14 protein-coding genes are annotated in these 17,378 nt (G+C 36.9%); 2 read left to right on the top strand and 12 right to left on the bottom strand.

Translation table 11 applies throughout. From position 1 onward, the window contains the following. Positions 1–360 precede the first annotated feature (360 nt). From GKZ87_01990 to GKZ87_01970, 5 genes are all read right to left on the bottom strand, one after another. Positions 361–1,710: a DUF4135 domain-containing protein gene (locus tag GKZ87_01990; GenBank protein QSI24360.1), complete on the bottom strand. Its 1,350-nt coding sequence runs from the start codon at positions 1,708–1,710 to the stop codon at positions 361–363. Positions 1,711–1,787: 77 nt separating this feature from the next. Then, positions 1,788–2,072, bottom strand: a complete 285-nt coding sequence (locus GKZ87_01985; protein ID QSI24359.1) for a DUF4157 domain-containing protein — start codon at positions 2,070–2,072, stop codon at positions 1,788–1,790. A 37-nt stretch (positions 2,073–2,109) separates the two neighbouring features. After that, complete coding sequence (locus GKZ87_01980) at positions 2,110–2,814, bottom strand: LytTR family transcriptional regulator (protein ID QSI24358.1); 705 nt, start codon at positions 2,812–2,814, stop codon at positions 2,110–2,112. 125 nt (positions 2,815–2,939) lie between these two features. After that, positions 2,940–4,283: a GHKL domain-containing protein gene (locus GKZ87_01975; GenBank protein QSI24357.1), complete on the bottom strand. Its 1,344-nt coding sequence runs from the start codon at positions 4,281–4,283 to the stop codon at positions 2,940–2,942. Further along, positions 4,274–5,023 carry a response regulator gene (locus GKZ87_01970; GenBank protein QSI24356.1) on the bottom strand — a complete coding sequence of 250 codons (750 nt, stop codon included), beginning with the start codon at positions 5,021–5,023 and terminating at the stop codon, positions 4,274–4,276. Before GKZ87_01970 ends, GKZ87_01975 begins: the two co-directional genes overlap by 10 nt. A 763-nt stretch (positions 5,024–5,786) precedes the next feature. On the opposite strand from GKZ87_01970, the gene GKZ87_01965 reads away from it, so the two are divergent. Then, positions 5,787–6,584, top strand: coding sequence for a hypothetical protein (locus GKZ87_01965; GenBank protein ID QSI24355.1), 798 nt, complete (start codon positions 5,787–5,789; stop codon positions 6,582–6,584). A gap of 591 nt (positions 6,585–7,175) precedes the next feature. Next, the gene (locus GKZ87_01960; protein QSI24354.1) at positions 7,176–7,613 is read left to right on the top strand and encodes a LytTR family transcriptional regulator; all 438 of its coding nucleotides are present in this window, start codon (positions 7,176–7,178) and stop codon (positions 7,611–7,613) included. 468 nt (positions 7,614–8,081) lie between these two features. On the opposite strand, the gene GKZ87_01955 is transcribed toward GKZ87_01960, so the two are convergent. The 7 genes from GKZ87_01955 to GKZ87_01925 form a co-directional block, all read right to left on the bottom strand. Then, a complete protein-coding gene (locus GKZ87_01955) occupies positions 8,082–8,636 on the bottom strand; it encodes a hypothetical protein (GenBank protein ID QSI24353.1) in 555 nt (184 codons plus the stop codon). Positions 8,637–8,751: 115 nt separating this feature from the next. Continuing rightward, complete coding sequence (locus GKZ87_01950) at positions 8,752–9,123, bottom strand: hypothetical protein (protein ID QSI24352.1); 372 nt, start codon at positions 9,121–9,123, stop codon at positions 8,752–8,754. 6 nt (positions 9,124–9,129) lie between these two features. Continuing rightward, positions 9,130–10,392 (bottom strand): hypothetical protein, encoded by a 1,263-nt coding sequence (locus tag GKZ87_01945; GenBank protein QSI24351.1) that lies wholly within the window; start codon positions 10,390–10,392, stop codon positions 9,130–9,132. A 12-nt stretch (positions 10,393–10,404) separates the two neighbouring features. Beyond that, on the bottom strand, positions 10,405–11,664 hold the full coding sequence (locus tag GKZ87_01940) for a hypothetical protein (protein ID QSI24350.1): 1,260 nt from the start codon (positions 11,662–11,664) through the stop codon (positions 10,405–10,407). 236 nt (positions 11,665–11,900) lie between these two features. Continuing rightward, positions 11,901–15,281 carry a hypothetical protein gene (locus GKZ87_01935; GenBank protein ID QSI24349.1) on the bottom strand — a complete coding sequence of 1,127 codons (3,381 nt, stop codon included), beginning with the start codon at positions 15,279–15,281 and terminating at the stop codon, positions 11,901–11,903. Beyond that, positions 15,278–16,066 (bottom strand): hypothetical protein, encoded by a 789-nt coding sequence (locus GKZ87_01930; GenBank protein ID QSI24348.1) that lies wholly within the window; start codon positions 16,064–16,066, stop codon positions 15,278–15,280. The genes GKZ87_01935 and GKZ87_01930 overlap by 4 nt, the downstream gene beginning before the upstream one ends. Beyond that, complete coding sequence (locus GKZ87_01925; protein QSI24347.1) at positions 16,056–17,369, bottom strand: hypothetical protein; 1,314 nt, start codon at positions 17,367–17,369, stop codon at positions 16,056–16,058. Before GKZ87_01925 ends, GKZ87_01930 begins: the two co-directional genes overlap by 11 nt. Positions 17,370–17,378 lie beyond the last annotated feature (9 nt).

Genomic DNA, 17,378 nt, shown 5'->3' with positions numbered 1-17,378 from the left:
ATTTTGGCGAAATCGATAAAAATATAAGCCATAAAGTCCATTTGAGCGAGTCTGTTTCGTTGAAACACTCGCAATTTTTTTGGAATCTAATGTAATATCTCCGCTTCGAAGATTATATTCGAAGGCTGGAATTGTTCCATCACGGAATGCCGATATTAGTGCCTCCACAGCTGATGTTCCGCTATTTTCTATGATAATCTTAAAATCCTTATGATTGAATATAAAGTCACCATTCAAAATTGCAGCTTGTAATTTTGGGTATACAATATTGGTTACGAAATTAACACGATCTTTAGCCGTATCCTTTTTTAAAAAAACAGTTAGATAAGTTGCTAACGTAGGTGTTGCTATAGGTACAATTCACACAGTTTGTATTTTCCACAAATTAGATTTACATGTGTGCATCAATTGGTTAAAAGCATCCCCTGTCTGTAGATATGCAATAGTTTCTTTTCTTCCTGTAAAAAACTCCTGTTGGTATGGTGAGTCTGAATCAGCATAGGCTTCCCATGACATTCGGATTCCGCATATATCTCTTATAAAGAATACAGAGGAAGCAAGAGAAAATTGGTCACTTGACCAATATCTTTTTAATGGCCCTACACTACTCTGTATATAATTATTTGAATAATCAATAAAAGAGACTTCCGCATCAATGATAAGAGGACCTTTATCCGTGATAATAATATTATCCGTATGTAAATCTCCGATTCCCATCAATGTAGTTAGAACATCCATCATTCCCAATTGATAAAATATTTTTAAAGCCTGCTCTCTTGTGACTGCTTTTGTTGCTTCCTTTGGAAGAGAAACTACCATTTCTGTATTTTCCTCAGGGTTTATTAGCATAGTAGGTAAACGCATAGCTGGATGTATAAAATCTCTTTTAATCGCTACAGTACCAAGTATACCATCACTTCCTGTCAAAACATTATCTGGACTAAGAGAACGTCTCTTGTAAACAATCTGTTGTTTCGTTTCTTTATTTTCAAGAAACAGAGCCTGTTTTCCTCCTTCATGAGGATCTGAACCGCTTGGTATTATCCAGAATTTTCTCTCAAGTTCCTCATACACCTGATCGATAAATTGTGCAGTAAGCTCTAGTCTTCGAAGAAATGCAAGTACAATTGGTCGTGTTGTCTGTATATCATCATGATCCGAATCATATGTAATTAAAAAATTTGTAACATTTAGATTACATCCAAATATGGCCTTTTTTACATTTTCCTTTTGACAACATTTTTTTAATAGCTGTAATGAACTTTCAAATCTGGTCATGTCTTTTTTAGCAGTCAGTTGTATAACATATCGAATATCTTCTAGTGATACTGTAGACAGTTGTAAAATATTTGGATCCATTGTAGTTTCTCCCGTTTTACCGAAATTCACATCTGTCGCAACATCGTATCGCATTTCATTCAATGCTTCTCCTAAGTATGAATTAAATTTCGTCTTAAAAATAATGCATAGTTTTTTTTGTTTCATTATAATTCTATCTCTACTATTTCCTGTACTTACTGCAGATTCTGGTAAGATTGTTCTGGCGCTTTTCAAAATATCAATCACAATAGAAAAGTATTCATTTGCAGTTGCTTTATTAACTTTTACTATGTCTGTCAGACATTTACTTATCAAATCATTTAATTCCTTTATATATATAATTATCTTTTCATCATTCCATTTTTGTTCTAACTTTTCTTTTGTGAACACTAAATCAAATTGAAGAACAGGATGAAGAATTTCTTTTTGTGTACAATTTAGCTCTCTATTTTCATCTGCCTGCTTTTCTAATCAGAATTCATATTCACAGGAATATTATGTATGTATTTTTGTGGCTTTACTTCATTATTTTGCTGCTGGATAACATGACCAAGCTCATGCAAATAAGATGACTCCGCTCCTTTCCCCAAATATATATCATTTCCATAGGCGAATGCTTTTGCCCCCAAACGTAAAGGATAATCTGAATTATGGTGAACAAATACTGATTGTTTAGTTACACGCTTCTGATTTGCTTCTGTTTTATACAGCTGTTCCATTATTTGATCCTCCCTTCTCTCAGGAAAGCACATATATACAATATTTCATAAATCTGGTTAATTCCTTATTTCACACATGTAAAAGTTCCTGGCATTTCTGATATACTTCCTGTTTTCTAGCTCTGCTGATATATAGAATCCTTTGATTTTGCATGATAATCTCATTGCCATGGATACTTTCAATATATACTGGATTAACAATAACACCGCGATTAATCAGCAGGCAGCCATAACCGGATAATGAGTCCTGTGCATATTTTATAGTAGCCCGATCCTTCCAGCAATCCTGCTTACCATTGATATACAAATAGTTTTTATTGCATTCGATATAATAAATTTCCTGTATACGCAGCTTCCGCATCGTATCAGAATGCTGGAAATAATAGCATTCATCCTTCCCATACAAGTACTTTAGTTTTTCTTGCAGAGATTTACAGTCCTGTGTAAGCTTGGAGCATCGTATTGCGAAGAACCAGGAGTAGCTTTGCAGAGAAAAGAAATCCTCACTGTTTTCACAAAGCAATATCGTCTTCGCTTTTCTGAAGCAGGAAAACAGTGTCATGACCTTATTATTCACATCCTGAATATCAAAAGCATGGAGGACAATATAATCAAATTCTTTTACCTGTGGTATGGAAGGCTTCTTCTGTAGAAATTCCATACTGCTGCTGGTCACCGTGTAGCCACTGCCGGATGCAAGACAGTTCAGAATCAGCTGCTCCATCTCCTGCTTTACATCAATAAAAAGAATTGTTAATTTACCTGTATCCATCATGAAGCATCACCCCTGTACGTATTTCCCCCAAATTCATCCGTAAATCTTCATGTGATAATTATATGATAATTCACAAAATATTACACAACCACTCGGTAGAAAAAACTGCCAGTAAGGCATATCGTTTATTTATTAGGATATAGGATACATCGGGTGATAAATTTATAATCCGTCTTATAAAAATCGGCGCTCCCCTTATACTTTTCGCATACTGTTTTCATATTGATCATGCCATAGCCATGCTTTTCTGAACGCTTTTTTGGCAGGATTCTTCCGGATACCGTCATGGAGTGGCACTTATTTTCGATACGTACAAGCAGCCTTTCATCAACATAGCGAATATATATTATGATTTTGGGATGGTTGGTAAGCTTACTTTCCTGTATAGCATTTTCCAATGCATTTCCAAGTAAAACAGTGAGGTCTGTAGCATCTACTTCCGGTTCCTTAATTACAACTGCATCTACCTCAACTTCGATAGCTTCGCTGGTGCAGCGCTGCACATAGTAATTTAAAATACTGTCAAGCAACGGACTGGCTGTATAGGTGTGCTGGCTGATTTCCTCAATCGCCTGTGTGTATTGTATAAGATACTGATTTAATTCTTTTTGTCTATTTTCCTGCAGTAAAGATCTGATGACATTCAGATGGTGCTGTAAATCATGACGGATTCTTCTGGCATCCTCGATACTGCTTGAGATCTTTTCATATTGTGTCTGAAATGAATCTAGCTGATGATAAAGCTCACGATTCGCAAGAGATTCCTTCAATTCTGAGAAATACATATAATAAACAAGTATATCAGTCGCAAGAACAGCAATGAGAAACAGCATCAGATCCACATCTTTGAATAAACCATTTGTCCGATTCATTACAGTAAAAATGCAGAAGCAGTAAAGAAATATCACAGTGACGAGATATAAACAGCCTCGTCGTACAGATGCCTGATCCATCGCGGGGAGAATCCGCTGTATCGTGTGCTTAAAAAAGTAAGCAACAAAGGGATAGCTGAAGACAAGCAGCAGCAAATTCATGTACGCGTTCTTATTATATACGGTATAGGAATGATCATAGAGGAAGGAGGCAGGCATATTGACGAAGGGTGTTACAACCGTGTAAATAACAGCACCGTATTGGATGACGGTTATGTAAACAAGTAATTTCTTTATAAAGACCTCCTGTGTTTGATAACAGATAAAGACAGCCGTTATCAAGAGCACAGCCAGAAAATACAGGTCGGCAAGATTTCTCATAAATGCATAACCGCTGCCATCTTTTGTATACAGACAATTCATCATCAGGGAAAAGAGTGCAGACGCTGCAGTTAAAAATATAGAGCAGTAGAGAATCACCTTTTTCTTACCCAAACGAAGCATGCCGGATGAAAAGGGGAAGCAGGCAAGGATGGCAAAGGGAAGCGTCTGAGATAAAAAGCCGATAAACTGGGTAAGCTGCTGTATTACCGACATACTGCTTTTCCCGTTTCTGATTGCTGGAACAGATAATCATGGTATTTCTGCAGCACCGTATTTCTACGCCTGCGGCTTATGAGAATTGTCGTACCGTCTTTTAACAGACAGGTACCATTTCGCTGTATTTGCCGGATAAAGGACAGATTCAGGATCAGTCCCCTGCTTACAGTAATCAGCTGTTCTTCTTTTATAATATTCTCCACGCGTAGGAATGGCATATTGATGAACACAGGCTCCTCTATCGTGGAAAGATAGATTTCAATTCCCTTATTCCTGCTTTCTATTTTCTTTATACGATGGATGGGAAATTCACAGATATTGCGCTCTGTTTCCAGCCGGAGCGTATGGATAGGAAGCCTTGCCCGTTCAAAATAGCGGCTGAATACCTCTTGAATCTGAAGCTCATTTAAAGGCTTTACGATATAGTGTAATGCATTGAGTTGAAATGCTTCCGGCGCATATTCCTTACTGGTCGTAAAAAAGGCGATTTCCAGATTTTCCTGCAGGATGCGAGCCTGCTGGATAATGTCGATTCCATTTTCAGCTTTCAAATAAATATCCATGATAACAAGGTCACAGGGTGTTTTGAGGCGCAGAGAGTGTAAAAAGGCTTCCCCCGTTGTATAAAAGGTCAACCGGCATTCAAATGAAAGCTTCTGTTCGGCTTTATGGATAGCTCTGTGGAGTTGCGCAGCATCCAGACGATCATCTTCGCATACAGCAACATGTAAGATCATAACATTCCCCCTTTTGTGTAATATTATAGCATACCGCAGTACAAGGCTGTATACAAATTGAGTAACAAAGGCAGAATTTCAGTATGCAGAAATAGCAAAACAGATTATCTGTTTCCTACATATCAGAATTAAAAAATCTCAGCATTTAACGAGTACTCCTTTTACACGATTATTGCTGAATATTTTTATGATAGTCTGAGATAAATTGCCATTCTACAGAAAGGATGATTACTCTGTCATGCATAAAGAACTTGACAACTTATTAAACTTTTCCCTTGCTATAACCTAAATTCTCACTCATACAATGAGTAGGCTTCTAATCACTTGAAAATTATCGAATGCTCTTTGTTATTAAAAATCAGGTAAAAGTAAGGAAGCTATATTCTGTATAGCTTACAGAAGAAAGAGCAGTCTGTAAAGAAACTGAATTCATGCAGTGAAATTATCCTGTCCTTCAGATAACTTCATTTTATTTTAAGTTTTCATGTATTGTAAAATTTATGTGGTGAATCGCATCTTATAGTGATAAATCATATGATTTTATTTGTTTCCGATATACTGAAAGCAGAAGAATAGATATGATGTCAAATGTTTTAAATTTTAAATTGTAAAAGCAGGAGGTGAAAAAATGTATTTGAATTTTAAATCATTGATAAATATTCTATTACTTCTTCTCGCTACTAAAAAAGTAAACTGAAAAGGTATTTATTTACATGTAAAGTTGATGCGGGATATACTTATACTTTTAAAAAGGAGGTCTATTATGACAACATTTAATCAAAAATTTGTAAATGACTATAATACGGAGAAGAAGAAGTATCTGCAAGGAGTACATCATCTGCTGGATCCGGTAAGAGCCGATGCACAGCACATACCGTACGATAGTGTAAATGAAAACAGCTTAGCCATAACCGAAAGTTCCTATGGTATATCGTTATATTTAGAAGACGAACTTTTAACCTATCCTGCCTATGTGGATTGGTTAGAGAATTCCTTTGATGGAAAAGGAAACGCTGCAATAGTGGCTTTAAATACAGACTATCTAGGAGGACTCATTGATATAAACGAGCGATTTACCCAAAATGGTGAGGAATTATCCCGTATTCTAGGGATAGACAAAACCTATCCTTATCGTGCCAAATTAATTGTTTCTTCAATATTTCATAATCAAAAAAATCATGTAATCAAGATCAGCGATATTTCGTGTAAAGGTCATGACAGACTTGACTTGCTGAAAGCTTTATATGATTCCTGTACTGCTCTGATTGATCGAAAAGGCTATATTCAGCAGGAATTCACCACCCCTAATTATCAAAGAAAAATAACAAAACAAGCGTACACCGAGGAAGGATATTCTGTAACATATGATAAGCCTATGCTAATACGTATAAAAGACCAACATGGTTCAGAAGACATTCTGTATTGCAGTAACATTAATTTAATCCTAAAAAAAGGTACTGCTCCTGATACGAAGTTTGGTGAGTTTATAATCACATACACTCCAGCTGCTAACGAAGAAGGATTAAAGCTTATTGATATTCAATTAAAAACACAAAAATAGAAAAGACCCTATGATGACGTTTTTCGTAACCACTGAGTTTCACTAAAATCAAAGTACTTTATAATTTCGATAAACAAGTGCATATCTGACGCTATTCATGTTTAAATGCCACATATTCCTCACAATACTGGTGGGGAATTTTTTCTTCTACCTAGAATTTGAATTATTCAAAAAGATCCACCATGCATGAAGATTTTTAGGTATACATAAATGTTTACTCCGTATTTCAATTATTTAAAAGCTGCTCCTATGCACGTTAAAATAATCCTAATCTCCCACTTTTTATTCTGTCATTTTTAGTGGACGTGTTTGATTTTTATATTTGCAGGAGAAATTAATATAAGCCCCTCTCACTTACCAATGCAAAGATAAAACAAACTTTTTCAATTAATTTGTCTTGTTTGTTATTTACAAATCTTATTTTTTACATGTTTCCCTTTGATTGGTTTGTTTTCAGATTTAGTGGTTCCTTTTTTTTAAACCCTTCATGATATTGTAACATGTGGTGGTTAATTGGTAACTTCTTTATAAATTCTAAATATTTACAATCAAGATCATTATTATTTATTACATATTGGGAGGGGGATTCAAATGAATTTTTTGATACAAATTGATAACACGATAGCGGAGGACACGGTTATCCTACGTTCTTGCAAACGAAATAAAAATTATCTTTGTAATGTAATGCTTCATCTTCAAAAAAACAGTGTGCATATAAAAGCATATGATGATATGCATAATCTTTACTTTATTTCCTGCCAGGAAATATACTACATGGAAAATATTGATCACAAGGTATACCTCTACACAAAAGATCAGGTATATCGCTGCTACCTGAAGTTTTCGGAAATAAAAAAAGAACTTCATAATTGCAACTTGTGTCAAATTAATCAAAATACACTAGTTAATCGAATACATATAAAATCTGTTCATATTGAGAAAGACTGCCATCGCAGTATAACGCTTGATAATGACGAGTGTTTAATCGTCAATCGAAGATATCGATCTTTTTTAAATAATCAAATTTAAATAAATATCCGGTCATCTGTAAAATATAGAGGATACAAATCTGGGGCACAAACTTCTATATACATTCACGATTCATACGTCTAAGTAAACCAGTATGCTTCAAACTGGCACATCAAACTGGAACAGCATATTGAGTAATCGTAATGTTGAAGTGTTTGCTTATCATGACTTTATTGTAATAGTGCCAGATATAAAGGAATTCAGAGCAATACTCATATGAATAAACTGAAAATCATAAAAAATGAGATATCTGGAAAAGCATTACTCATAAGCATTCTTAAAGCAGCATTATCTGATTAGTTGGTTCGTATTTAAAGCAACTAGCAATTAACTACTGCATCATTATGTTTTCTTATGTTTAAGCTAAGTAGATTTTTTGAGATATAAAAACCAGTACAATTCTGTGCTGGTTTTTATAATTCCTTATGTTTAGAATGCATATTCTTCTTTCATATACTTCAGGTTTCCTTAACCTGCAGATGTTTCCAATAATGGATATTGTTTCAAATAATCATCAATACCAATCATTTTCATTTCCTGAATTACTGCAGGACGTGTTGTATTCCATACGGATAATGAAATGCCATCTAAAGAAAAAACTTCCATCTGCTTAATCAGTTTTGATGTATTTAAACTCAGGCTGAACGCATATTCAAACGTGGTTACAGTTCCCTTTTTTTCATAAAACAGGAACGCTTCTTCAATCGTGATACCAATAGACATAGGATCAAAGGCTTTGGCTTTTTCTTCCGGCTTTGTTTCTGTATCTGTTGGAGCAAGACCGTTTACTGCATTTGTCAGCTGTTTTGTCATATCATTCACTTCTTTATTCTTGGGATCATTAGGGGCTATCAATGATTTGATTTCTTCTACCATATCTCCTATTGTTATTTCTTTTTTCTTCTCTGCCACAGAAGGAATCAACAGAATTTTTAATCCTGTATCATCTTTCTGCATAGCTGCTGCAAAATGAGTACTAAATAATGTAAATTTAACTCCCGCGTTAATATTAACTGTTGCCATAATTTTTCTCCTTTAAACCAATTCTGGTTTCTTTTGTAACACTTATAAATGCTAAACCTTAAAAGCGATAGCAGCATCACTTGTCCCTTTCAATTCATAGCATACGTCTTACCGTTTAGCTGTCAATCTGAAGATAAACAGCTCTACCCTTCAATCCACATGCAGCTTTCTGTGGAATTTCAAATTTTACATGGATTTTTAGCGACGTATCCATGAAGGGCAGAAACATTTTTGACCACTGATCACCTGTTTCATTTTCTATGAGCACTTTAACAGCAACCAGCTCATTCCCCTTTGCAAGGGTTATTACACCGCTGACATCAAGAATTTCTTCATCCTTATGATAACGTAAATGTAATAAGTCTACAGAATGGGCAGATAGATTTCCATGTGCTGCATCCAACGCTGTTGTGATTGCAGGAAATTCCTTATGTAACAAGGCGATTTTGCCATATAGAATGGTTACATCCGACTCCTGATTAGTCATACTCACTCAATCTTCCCATAGACAATTAGGATATATATCATCAAAATCAATATCCTTCGTTTCTGTATAAATGTGAAGTCTTAATAATTCGCTGGAATCAAATTCTACATCTCCATATGCTGCAGTCCCGCGCACCGTTGCCACATCAGATTTCCCTTTTGTATCCAGTGTTATGCTGTCACCGGATTTGAGATTGACAATATTCCAATAGATACGATAATGAAAGCCTGAAACTGTTTTCTGCGCAGTATAATCAAGTATACGGATTTCAGGAAAATCATTTCCAGCAATCTGTTTTTTCATTACCTCCTGTGTTTTTGATTTTGCCGTCAATATGAATTCATCCTTATTAAAATCAAGCGGTCTTGTAAACGGCTTTCCTTCTTCCAGTCGGCCAATGTTGTGATCGATATAGCCATAGGTGGTATGATCAAAGGTTGCTTCATATGTTATCTCTGTATTCCCTTTCCTAGGAGTAATCTGAAAGGTTTTGATTACTGGCTTTTCATCGACGAGCCTTATCTTAATTTCTTTGCATACAGAATACGATTTACTGGATTGTTTTTTATGCGCACGCAAAGTGACAATCATATCTTCATAAACCGAAAACGTATATGATCCAATCTTTTCTGCTTGCAAATCAAATGGATATAAGATACAATCATCTGCATTAGTTTCCCATGAAAGTGTGATATTTTCACCATAGTTAACCTGATAGCAGTCATTCTCTTCATTTCGGTTTTCTGCATGAAAGCTGTAAATCATCAACTGCGGCAGCAGACGCTTCGCAATCATGATATCTTCAGTTACTGTATCCTTTGAAATTTCTTTTACATGTATCCGTAGCAACGCTGGTATTTCCCAATGTTTGCGGTCAACAGGACAATGCAGATTATTCAAATAAAGAGTTATCGTTCCACCAGCGGGTATTGTGAAAGTAGATGCTATCGGTTCCAGCGACCATGAAATTGTATTATCCTTTTGATACTGTTCAACGTTTAACTCTGTCTGGTCTGATGAACACTTTACGCTTTGCAGCTCTTCTTTACACAACAGCTCAAGATTAAGAGAATTTCTGATAGAAGATGCCTGGCTTCGATAATAAGCCTCTACAAGGATTCCTCCTTTTTCAAAAACAAATTCATCATTGCCCGTATTCTTCCATGTTAATGCAATATCATTATCAATATACCGGTACTTATTATTTACGTACTCTCCCTGATAGACAAACATTGGATCGCAGGACATCTGTAATGTTAACTTGCTCATTTCAATTTCCTCCTATAGTGTAATCATGCATTTCGCTGTTTGCGCCTGTTCCTGTATTTCCATAGTGATATCCACCATTCTTTCTTCATTCGCAAGATTTTCCCATTGTCCATCCATCGTACCGTTTTTCTGTATTTCGTCAACGCTTCTATCATAAATTGTCCATATATGCTGTAACCTTTCCCGATCCTTATAAACAATTCTCACATGATATAGACCATAGGTTTCCCATGCAATCTGTAAAATACGCTGTACATCATTCGTAATCCACGTTTTTCTAAAGCAAAGAATATTTTTATCATACTCTTTTGAAGGTATATAAAGAGTACTCTCAATCGTATTATGAATGCCTTCCGCTTTAAGCTTTATAATGCAAGGCCGGGATACTTCCTCAATCTTTAAACTACCTCTGGGTGAACAGGCTTTCCCATCAATCCATAGATTTCTTGCCTGCAAAACATCCCAGCATACAAGACCTCCTTCTTCATCTGCTTTAAAGCTGAAATCCTTTACTATGCTATCTGTTTGTATAATACGAAAAGTGCGGCTTATATTCTCATCAACCAGCAGTCTGTACTTTACAGATTGTGACTGTTTTGAAGGTGGTATTCTATAAGAACTTGTTTTGGGGTTCAATGCTATCGGCTTTTTATCATTTTCCTGTAACTGGAGAATCTTTGCATTTTCTATTTGCCAGTTTAATATACCTCCTTGGTAAACCGTTGTTCCACTATCTGGCCAAAAATCAAGAATTTCTGCTTTCGCATTAACTTTTTCAATTTGAACAGTCCCTGAAAAATCAAAGATTTCCTCTTCATCATTTTCTACCATCATATTCAATTCAATTTCTGTTACACCGCAATCTGCGCTCGTAATCACATTTTCCAGTTTTAATGACAAATAAGCAACTTCGCAGTCATACGGCCCTAAATGTATCCTTTCCCCCTCTTGATGAAGCTTTTTCTTATATACTTCAGGTTCAAGCCTTACACCATTACAGCTGATATGGATCCCGCTGATATCGGATACCAGAGCAAAATCCTCTGCTCCCTCACCGGCAATTAAAATAAGTTCATAGGATATGATCCTATACGTATTTTCCGGTTTATCCGGATTTTTTAAGCTTTCATCAAGGTACGCAGAGATTTGAATTGTATTTTCAGACTCATTCGCATTAACTACTTGCTTCTGTATGCTGGTCCGCCTAATACAAGGCGGATCAATGTAACACTTTCCATTTTTGATTTCCGTTTCCTTTTTATCATTATTCATGCTGTTTTCCTTCTTTCCGTGCACCGATGACGGAGCTTATTTTTATAAATCACGTACCTGTAACTTGATATAAAACAATAAACTTGTCTTAAAATGAAGGTTTGATGGGACAAAGGTATGCCGTACTGGATATGATGAAGAGTATTGGTATCTCGGCAATGTCGGATTATAAGGCACTTGGAATGAAACACCCTTATAATTACACTGATTCGTACATTATAAAGATGCATATCCTGTTATTCATCCTGCTTTTTTTCTTCATTAACACGATCCTGTTCACGAAGCAATAGCCAGCCTTCTTTAATAACAATGTCCTCATTCGATACTGCATGGAGCTGCGGCGTGTGCAATTCTTTTGTTATACATTTTTTTCCAGGTGCTTCATAGTCCATGTAATACCATTGCTTCTCCAATGCCTTAGGCTGAATTAGCTGTATTTCTTTTTCGGATGTAAGATATGGACCGTAAAACAGCGAAAGATAAATATGGCGCAAAGCCTCATCTGTCAGGCTAACCGGTAGTTGCTCTTCTTTTACAGGTAGGATTCCACTATTTATTGTCAATTTCCCATAAGGACTCATGAGAATAGATACATGCACAGGCTGTGAATTTCGATCCATGGAAAGCGGGATTTGATTTTGATTACTTATATATCCGTCCTTTTCTTTAAACTTTCTGTTACTATCTTTATCAAATGCATGTGATAAATGGAGCTGCTGATAATTGAGTAAACCATCCTCATGTAAATAGTAGCCAATCACACCATCACCTTGTTTTTCAACATCACCTAGGCAAATGGGAAATATAGAATGCTGAATACTACTAAACCTTCTGCCATTCTCTTCGTTGTATCGGAAAGAACCCAGTAGTTCATAAGACAATGTAATGCCGCAAAGAGCAAGAGGATGTCCCAGATAAGCAAAAATATCACTGTTTCTCTGCATTCCGCTGCTATGAATATTCCACATACTGTCATTAATTACCTCCAGCACATGATTTAAGACGTATATATTCTCATTGCATGCTGCCAGTAAATCCAGAATAAATTGCCGCAGATGCACATTGGCATCTTCCAGCAGCTCTTCAAACTCTCTTGTCTCTCCTGGGGGATTAGCAAATACAGCTTTCATTTCCGTCTGATTGTTCCCCCTGTATATCAGCTGTATACTCCCTAACATCTGTCCGTTACTACGGTAAACGTGAATACAGGATTCATTCATATTTGCCCATATCCATCCAAAGATACAGCTCTTCTCATCCTGTCCGCATTGCATTTCATCCCAGGTAAACTGAATACGCAGCGGCTGCAAGATACGTGGTTTAAGAAACGCGTTATTGATTTGTGAATGATTCCTATCCTGGAAAGATATTGGAAGAATGACATCACCAATCGTATAATCAATAGCTCTACCAAAGCAATCAATGATGCGCAGATTGCAAAGCTCCAGCTTACCTGCACGTACTGGAAAGAGAGGTATTTCTTTCTTATAACGCTGTGCTAGGTCTTCTTCACCAAGGAGTGCTGTTACAAGATCATCAAGCTTTGAATCCCCTTTTTGCCATGGCATGACAAGCAGGCTGCGATCCTCTTTCAACATAAAATCATATAAACCTCCAAGAGATTGTGAAAGTATCCGCATCTGTTTAATTTTCATCTTCACTTCCGGATATGCGCTTTCTGTAAACTGATCAAATCGTTCAGCCAGCACATCGCTTTCATGAGATGATAGAATCGTACGTCCTGTATATACAAAGGGATCTTTCATATTAAAATCATTTTTTGGCATATAATCTTTTCCATCAAAATTCCAATTGCTCGCTTGGTATTCGTCGGACTGATACTGTGGATCCGGATGAAATCTTACCTGCCATTCCATAAACAGCGGATTCCATGGAGGAGTCCAAGAATTGATACACAATGGATTCGGTCTAATACCTTCAGCTATTGCATTTTTTTCCAGTTCTTTCTGATAGATTGACAGAATATTGGCAATACGCTCATATTTATAATGTAAGCCATACTTTTGTGCTTCTTTTTTGATAAGATAATATATCCCCATTTTACAAAGCATGAGAGCTTCCGAAATCAAAACCTGAACGATTTCGGGCAATTCCACAGTATCGACAGTTTTGAATATGTTCTGATATAGATGGGAATCTAGTTCGAAAATACCAGAAGGAAAATCCTGTGTATACAATTTAATATGGGAAACTGCTTCGCTTCCTTTTCTATTCACCACATCCAGTTCTTTGTAGGCTTCAATCTTTCGGTAGATGCTTTTTTGATCACTGCCTTCGATAAGCAAAACCGGCTCCTTTGGTAAGTAATAACGCTGTCCGGGAATTTTTGTAAGTTGCTGATCCTGCTTCAGAGAACCTTCTATTTGTTCTTGCAGGTGCTTTTGCTTTCCTTTCAGATTTTCTTCTGTCTTGTATTTTTCTTGCAGTGAAGAAGCAAGATGCATTATGTTTGAAATTCCTTCTGTTCTATTCGTTTTACCCGTTTTTATATCATACCATAGATAATATACTGCTTGCTGCAGCTCTTTTATTTCCTGACGCAGAAGGAATGCCTGCTTTGATACCATATTCAGCTGCTTGCATCGCTGCTCTGTATCTATATCATACATTTCTTTATCTTTCTGTATGACCCATTCTTCCGCACCGGCTTCAATCGCAAAGGTATGCTGATGAATTTTAGCTTCAGCATTTAATTTTCCGTCAAGTTCACTCCAATCATTTAGAGTGCCTTGCAGTAAACTTTGTAATAAAATTTCTAAACTTGGATCATTCTGTTTATATGCCAGCATAGCTGCCAGTGCCTCTTCCGATGAATTTGCTAAAGCGATGTTTGAAAGAGTGTCAATTCGTGGAACACCCGATTCATATTCAGTCTCATTCCCTGTCCATTGTAAATCTGTTACACAACCGTGAAGCATTACATGCAGAGATGTTTCCTGATTTTTTTCCCACCACCCGCAAACTACATACATAAGCTTTACAGGACTCATTACTGTTGCTTCAGCCAGGTCCTCACAAGTATCACAAAAACCAAAGACATGCTGACATTCAGGATAGTATGCATTAAAATATGGCAGACCGCTGCTTACTGCAGTCATTCCCGGGTAATGTTCAATATCCGATGTTGTTTTCCCCTCATACTCATATTCACAGCCAAGATAACGATAAGGCTGTGCAGTATCGGTTACTTCTATCATAGAAGATTCATAGATTGATCCAGTCTTACGAATCACATCGCTTTCAACTATCCACGTTTTCTTTTTCATTTGCATTTTTTCATCATCTACATATGATAAGCGCGTAATCATCCAGCGATTTGGAACTACAGGATAGATCATCTCACCCTGCTCTTCTTTTTGAATTCCGTGAGTATATTGATCCGGCAAAATCCAATGCAGATGAATCCCTGGTTCCATACTGCCTACGCCGGCAAAGTATCCCGATTCCAGCTTTTCTCCTGCCGGATTCTTTATAAGGGAGCGATAATTCAGTTTTACCTTCGCATTTCGCTCATTACTCTTTGGCCACCCCATTATACATGCATCAACAAACATCGGCTCCAGGGTGATTTGCGAAAGGTCTTTAGGCTCTATCATATGTCATCTACCAGGAATACTCCTGTATGCGCATTCTGTATCATCTCCAAAGCAAATTCTGTCGCAGTTATTTCACGATGCAGGGATTCTTTCATAGCGACTGCTGTTTGCTTAACATCAATAATTCTATCTGCAGTATCTTTTAACGGAATTGTAATCTGATTCCCGTTTAATACTCCATCATCAATATTTCTCATTGTTTTTTTCAATGTTCTGTCTTTTTCACATATAAACCCATAATGCAGACCCTCCGGCGGCTGTCCGATATCCAGCCTTTTTAAAATACCGCGGAAAATTCCTATCATCATACATGTTCCAAGTTTCTCGATACGGAGCACGAGGAGTTCTTTTTTACCAGCAGTGTCTGAGTATGCCTGAAACTCTAAGCCGCGGAAATCTTCAACCAGTTCAGAATAAAGAAGAAATCCTGAACAAGGTTCTACACTTTGAAACGCATTTCTTTCGATCGCTGTATTACGCAATTCCTGACGAACTGTCTGCTGCTCACACAAAGCTGTTTCATATTGTTCTATCAACATATAGGTGTCGTGTGTATAATCAATAGCTGCATTTCTTCCAGGACTGCAGATACCGTCCAGATAAGCCATTACCCAGTTGTGATCGATCTGGAAAAAGCGCAAATCTTCTTTCTGTATCAGATTGCTGTCAGGATTGAGATAGGAATAAGGGACATGATAGAGCAGACTGGCTTCTTTCAGCAGCTGCATCAGTACTTCCGGGAAATCATCTTTATTCATTCCCTCAAAATATTTTTCATCCTTCATACGTAATCTCCATTAAGCGGTTGAGTTCTTCCACACTTCGCAAGCAACATTCCTGCAAAGTCTGTTTAACTTTTTCTGCTGAGCATTCATTAAGTGAATCCTCTTTTCCTTTCCCTAAAATATCATTGTATTGATGATATAAAGCTGCGGTTCGTGAGTTCTGCAATCGCCATTCCAGCAGTATTTTACATAACGATAGATTCTGCATTGTCACCATTCTCCCCAGACGCCATGCACAGGCATAGCTTACATCGAGCATTCCTGTTACAGGATCATAGTAATAGTACTCATCGGCATAGATATGGTAATGCGGTGCACTATGTTTTTTCTGAATAGGTATTAACGGTCCTCGGTACCAGGATACTGTTTTTGAGCCATCTCTTAAATTGTGGTTTCGCGGTATGTATCCTTTTTTTAAGACCTGGATCAATTCGTTATCCTGAACGCTTTGATCAGGAGAATGTACCATGATATCAGGTTTTATATTCTTAATGATTCCAAGAAAATCATAGGGATGTGGAGATGCTGAGAAATGCCATTTCGTATATGTGATAACACGTACATAAGCATAGGGAGCAAAGGTATCCTTTGTCCATTCACCGGTAAGGTATGGTATGTAATCAATCAGTGATACAAGATAAACCTGATGATTTACTGTTTCTTCCAGATTTTTTGCACTCTTTGGAAAGCGATTTGCGGTCAGACAGGAAAAACGTCCCTCTTTCACCTGCGGATCACTTTCTTTTTGCTTCAGTTCAACCTCTCTGACATGTGTCAAATATTGCAGTTCCTGTATATCCGGGCATAGTTTCAGGAAGAGCTCTGTCGGAATATCAATAGCACTGCATGCATCATCCGGATTTTCTGTATCCAGCTCACTTAAATTAAAGCTATCCGGAAGAAATACAGTCTCATTGGTCGGGTCACGCAGATTTCTTATCGGCATCTGGTGTTCTTTTATGCCTTCATCCTGACAGAAAACAAACAGAGCCATCGTAGGAACCATTTCATCTTTTTGCCCGCTGTCAATACGGTATCTCCATGGCGCCTGCGGGTCATGAAGTACAATGTGCGGAAGAACTGTCCCATAATCACCCACGGAACCTTTTGGCGGATAACAGGAGTATACAAAGTCCTCTCCCATTGAAAACCGCTTCGCACTAATGATGAAGTCAACTTCTCTATCTCCTTCTATGACTTTATTTTCATGAAATAAATTTGTTGTTTCCTGTACTTCTACCTGGTAATAACCAGTTGGAATATCCGGATATTCCGATCTGATAAATCTTATATTTGCATCCATTTTAACACC

It is taken from the genome of Erysipelotrichaceae bacterium 66202529 (assembly GCA_017161075.1).
GTDB lineage: Bacteria > Bacillota_I > Bacilli_A > Erysipelotrichales > Erysipelotrichaceae > Clostridium_AQ.
The sequence above is the reverse complement of the archived record's forward strand: the minus strand, read 5'-3'. Positions and strand labels throughout refer to the sequence as shown.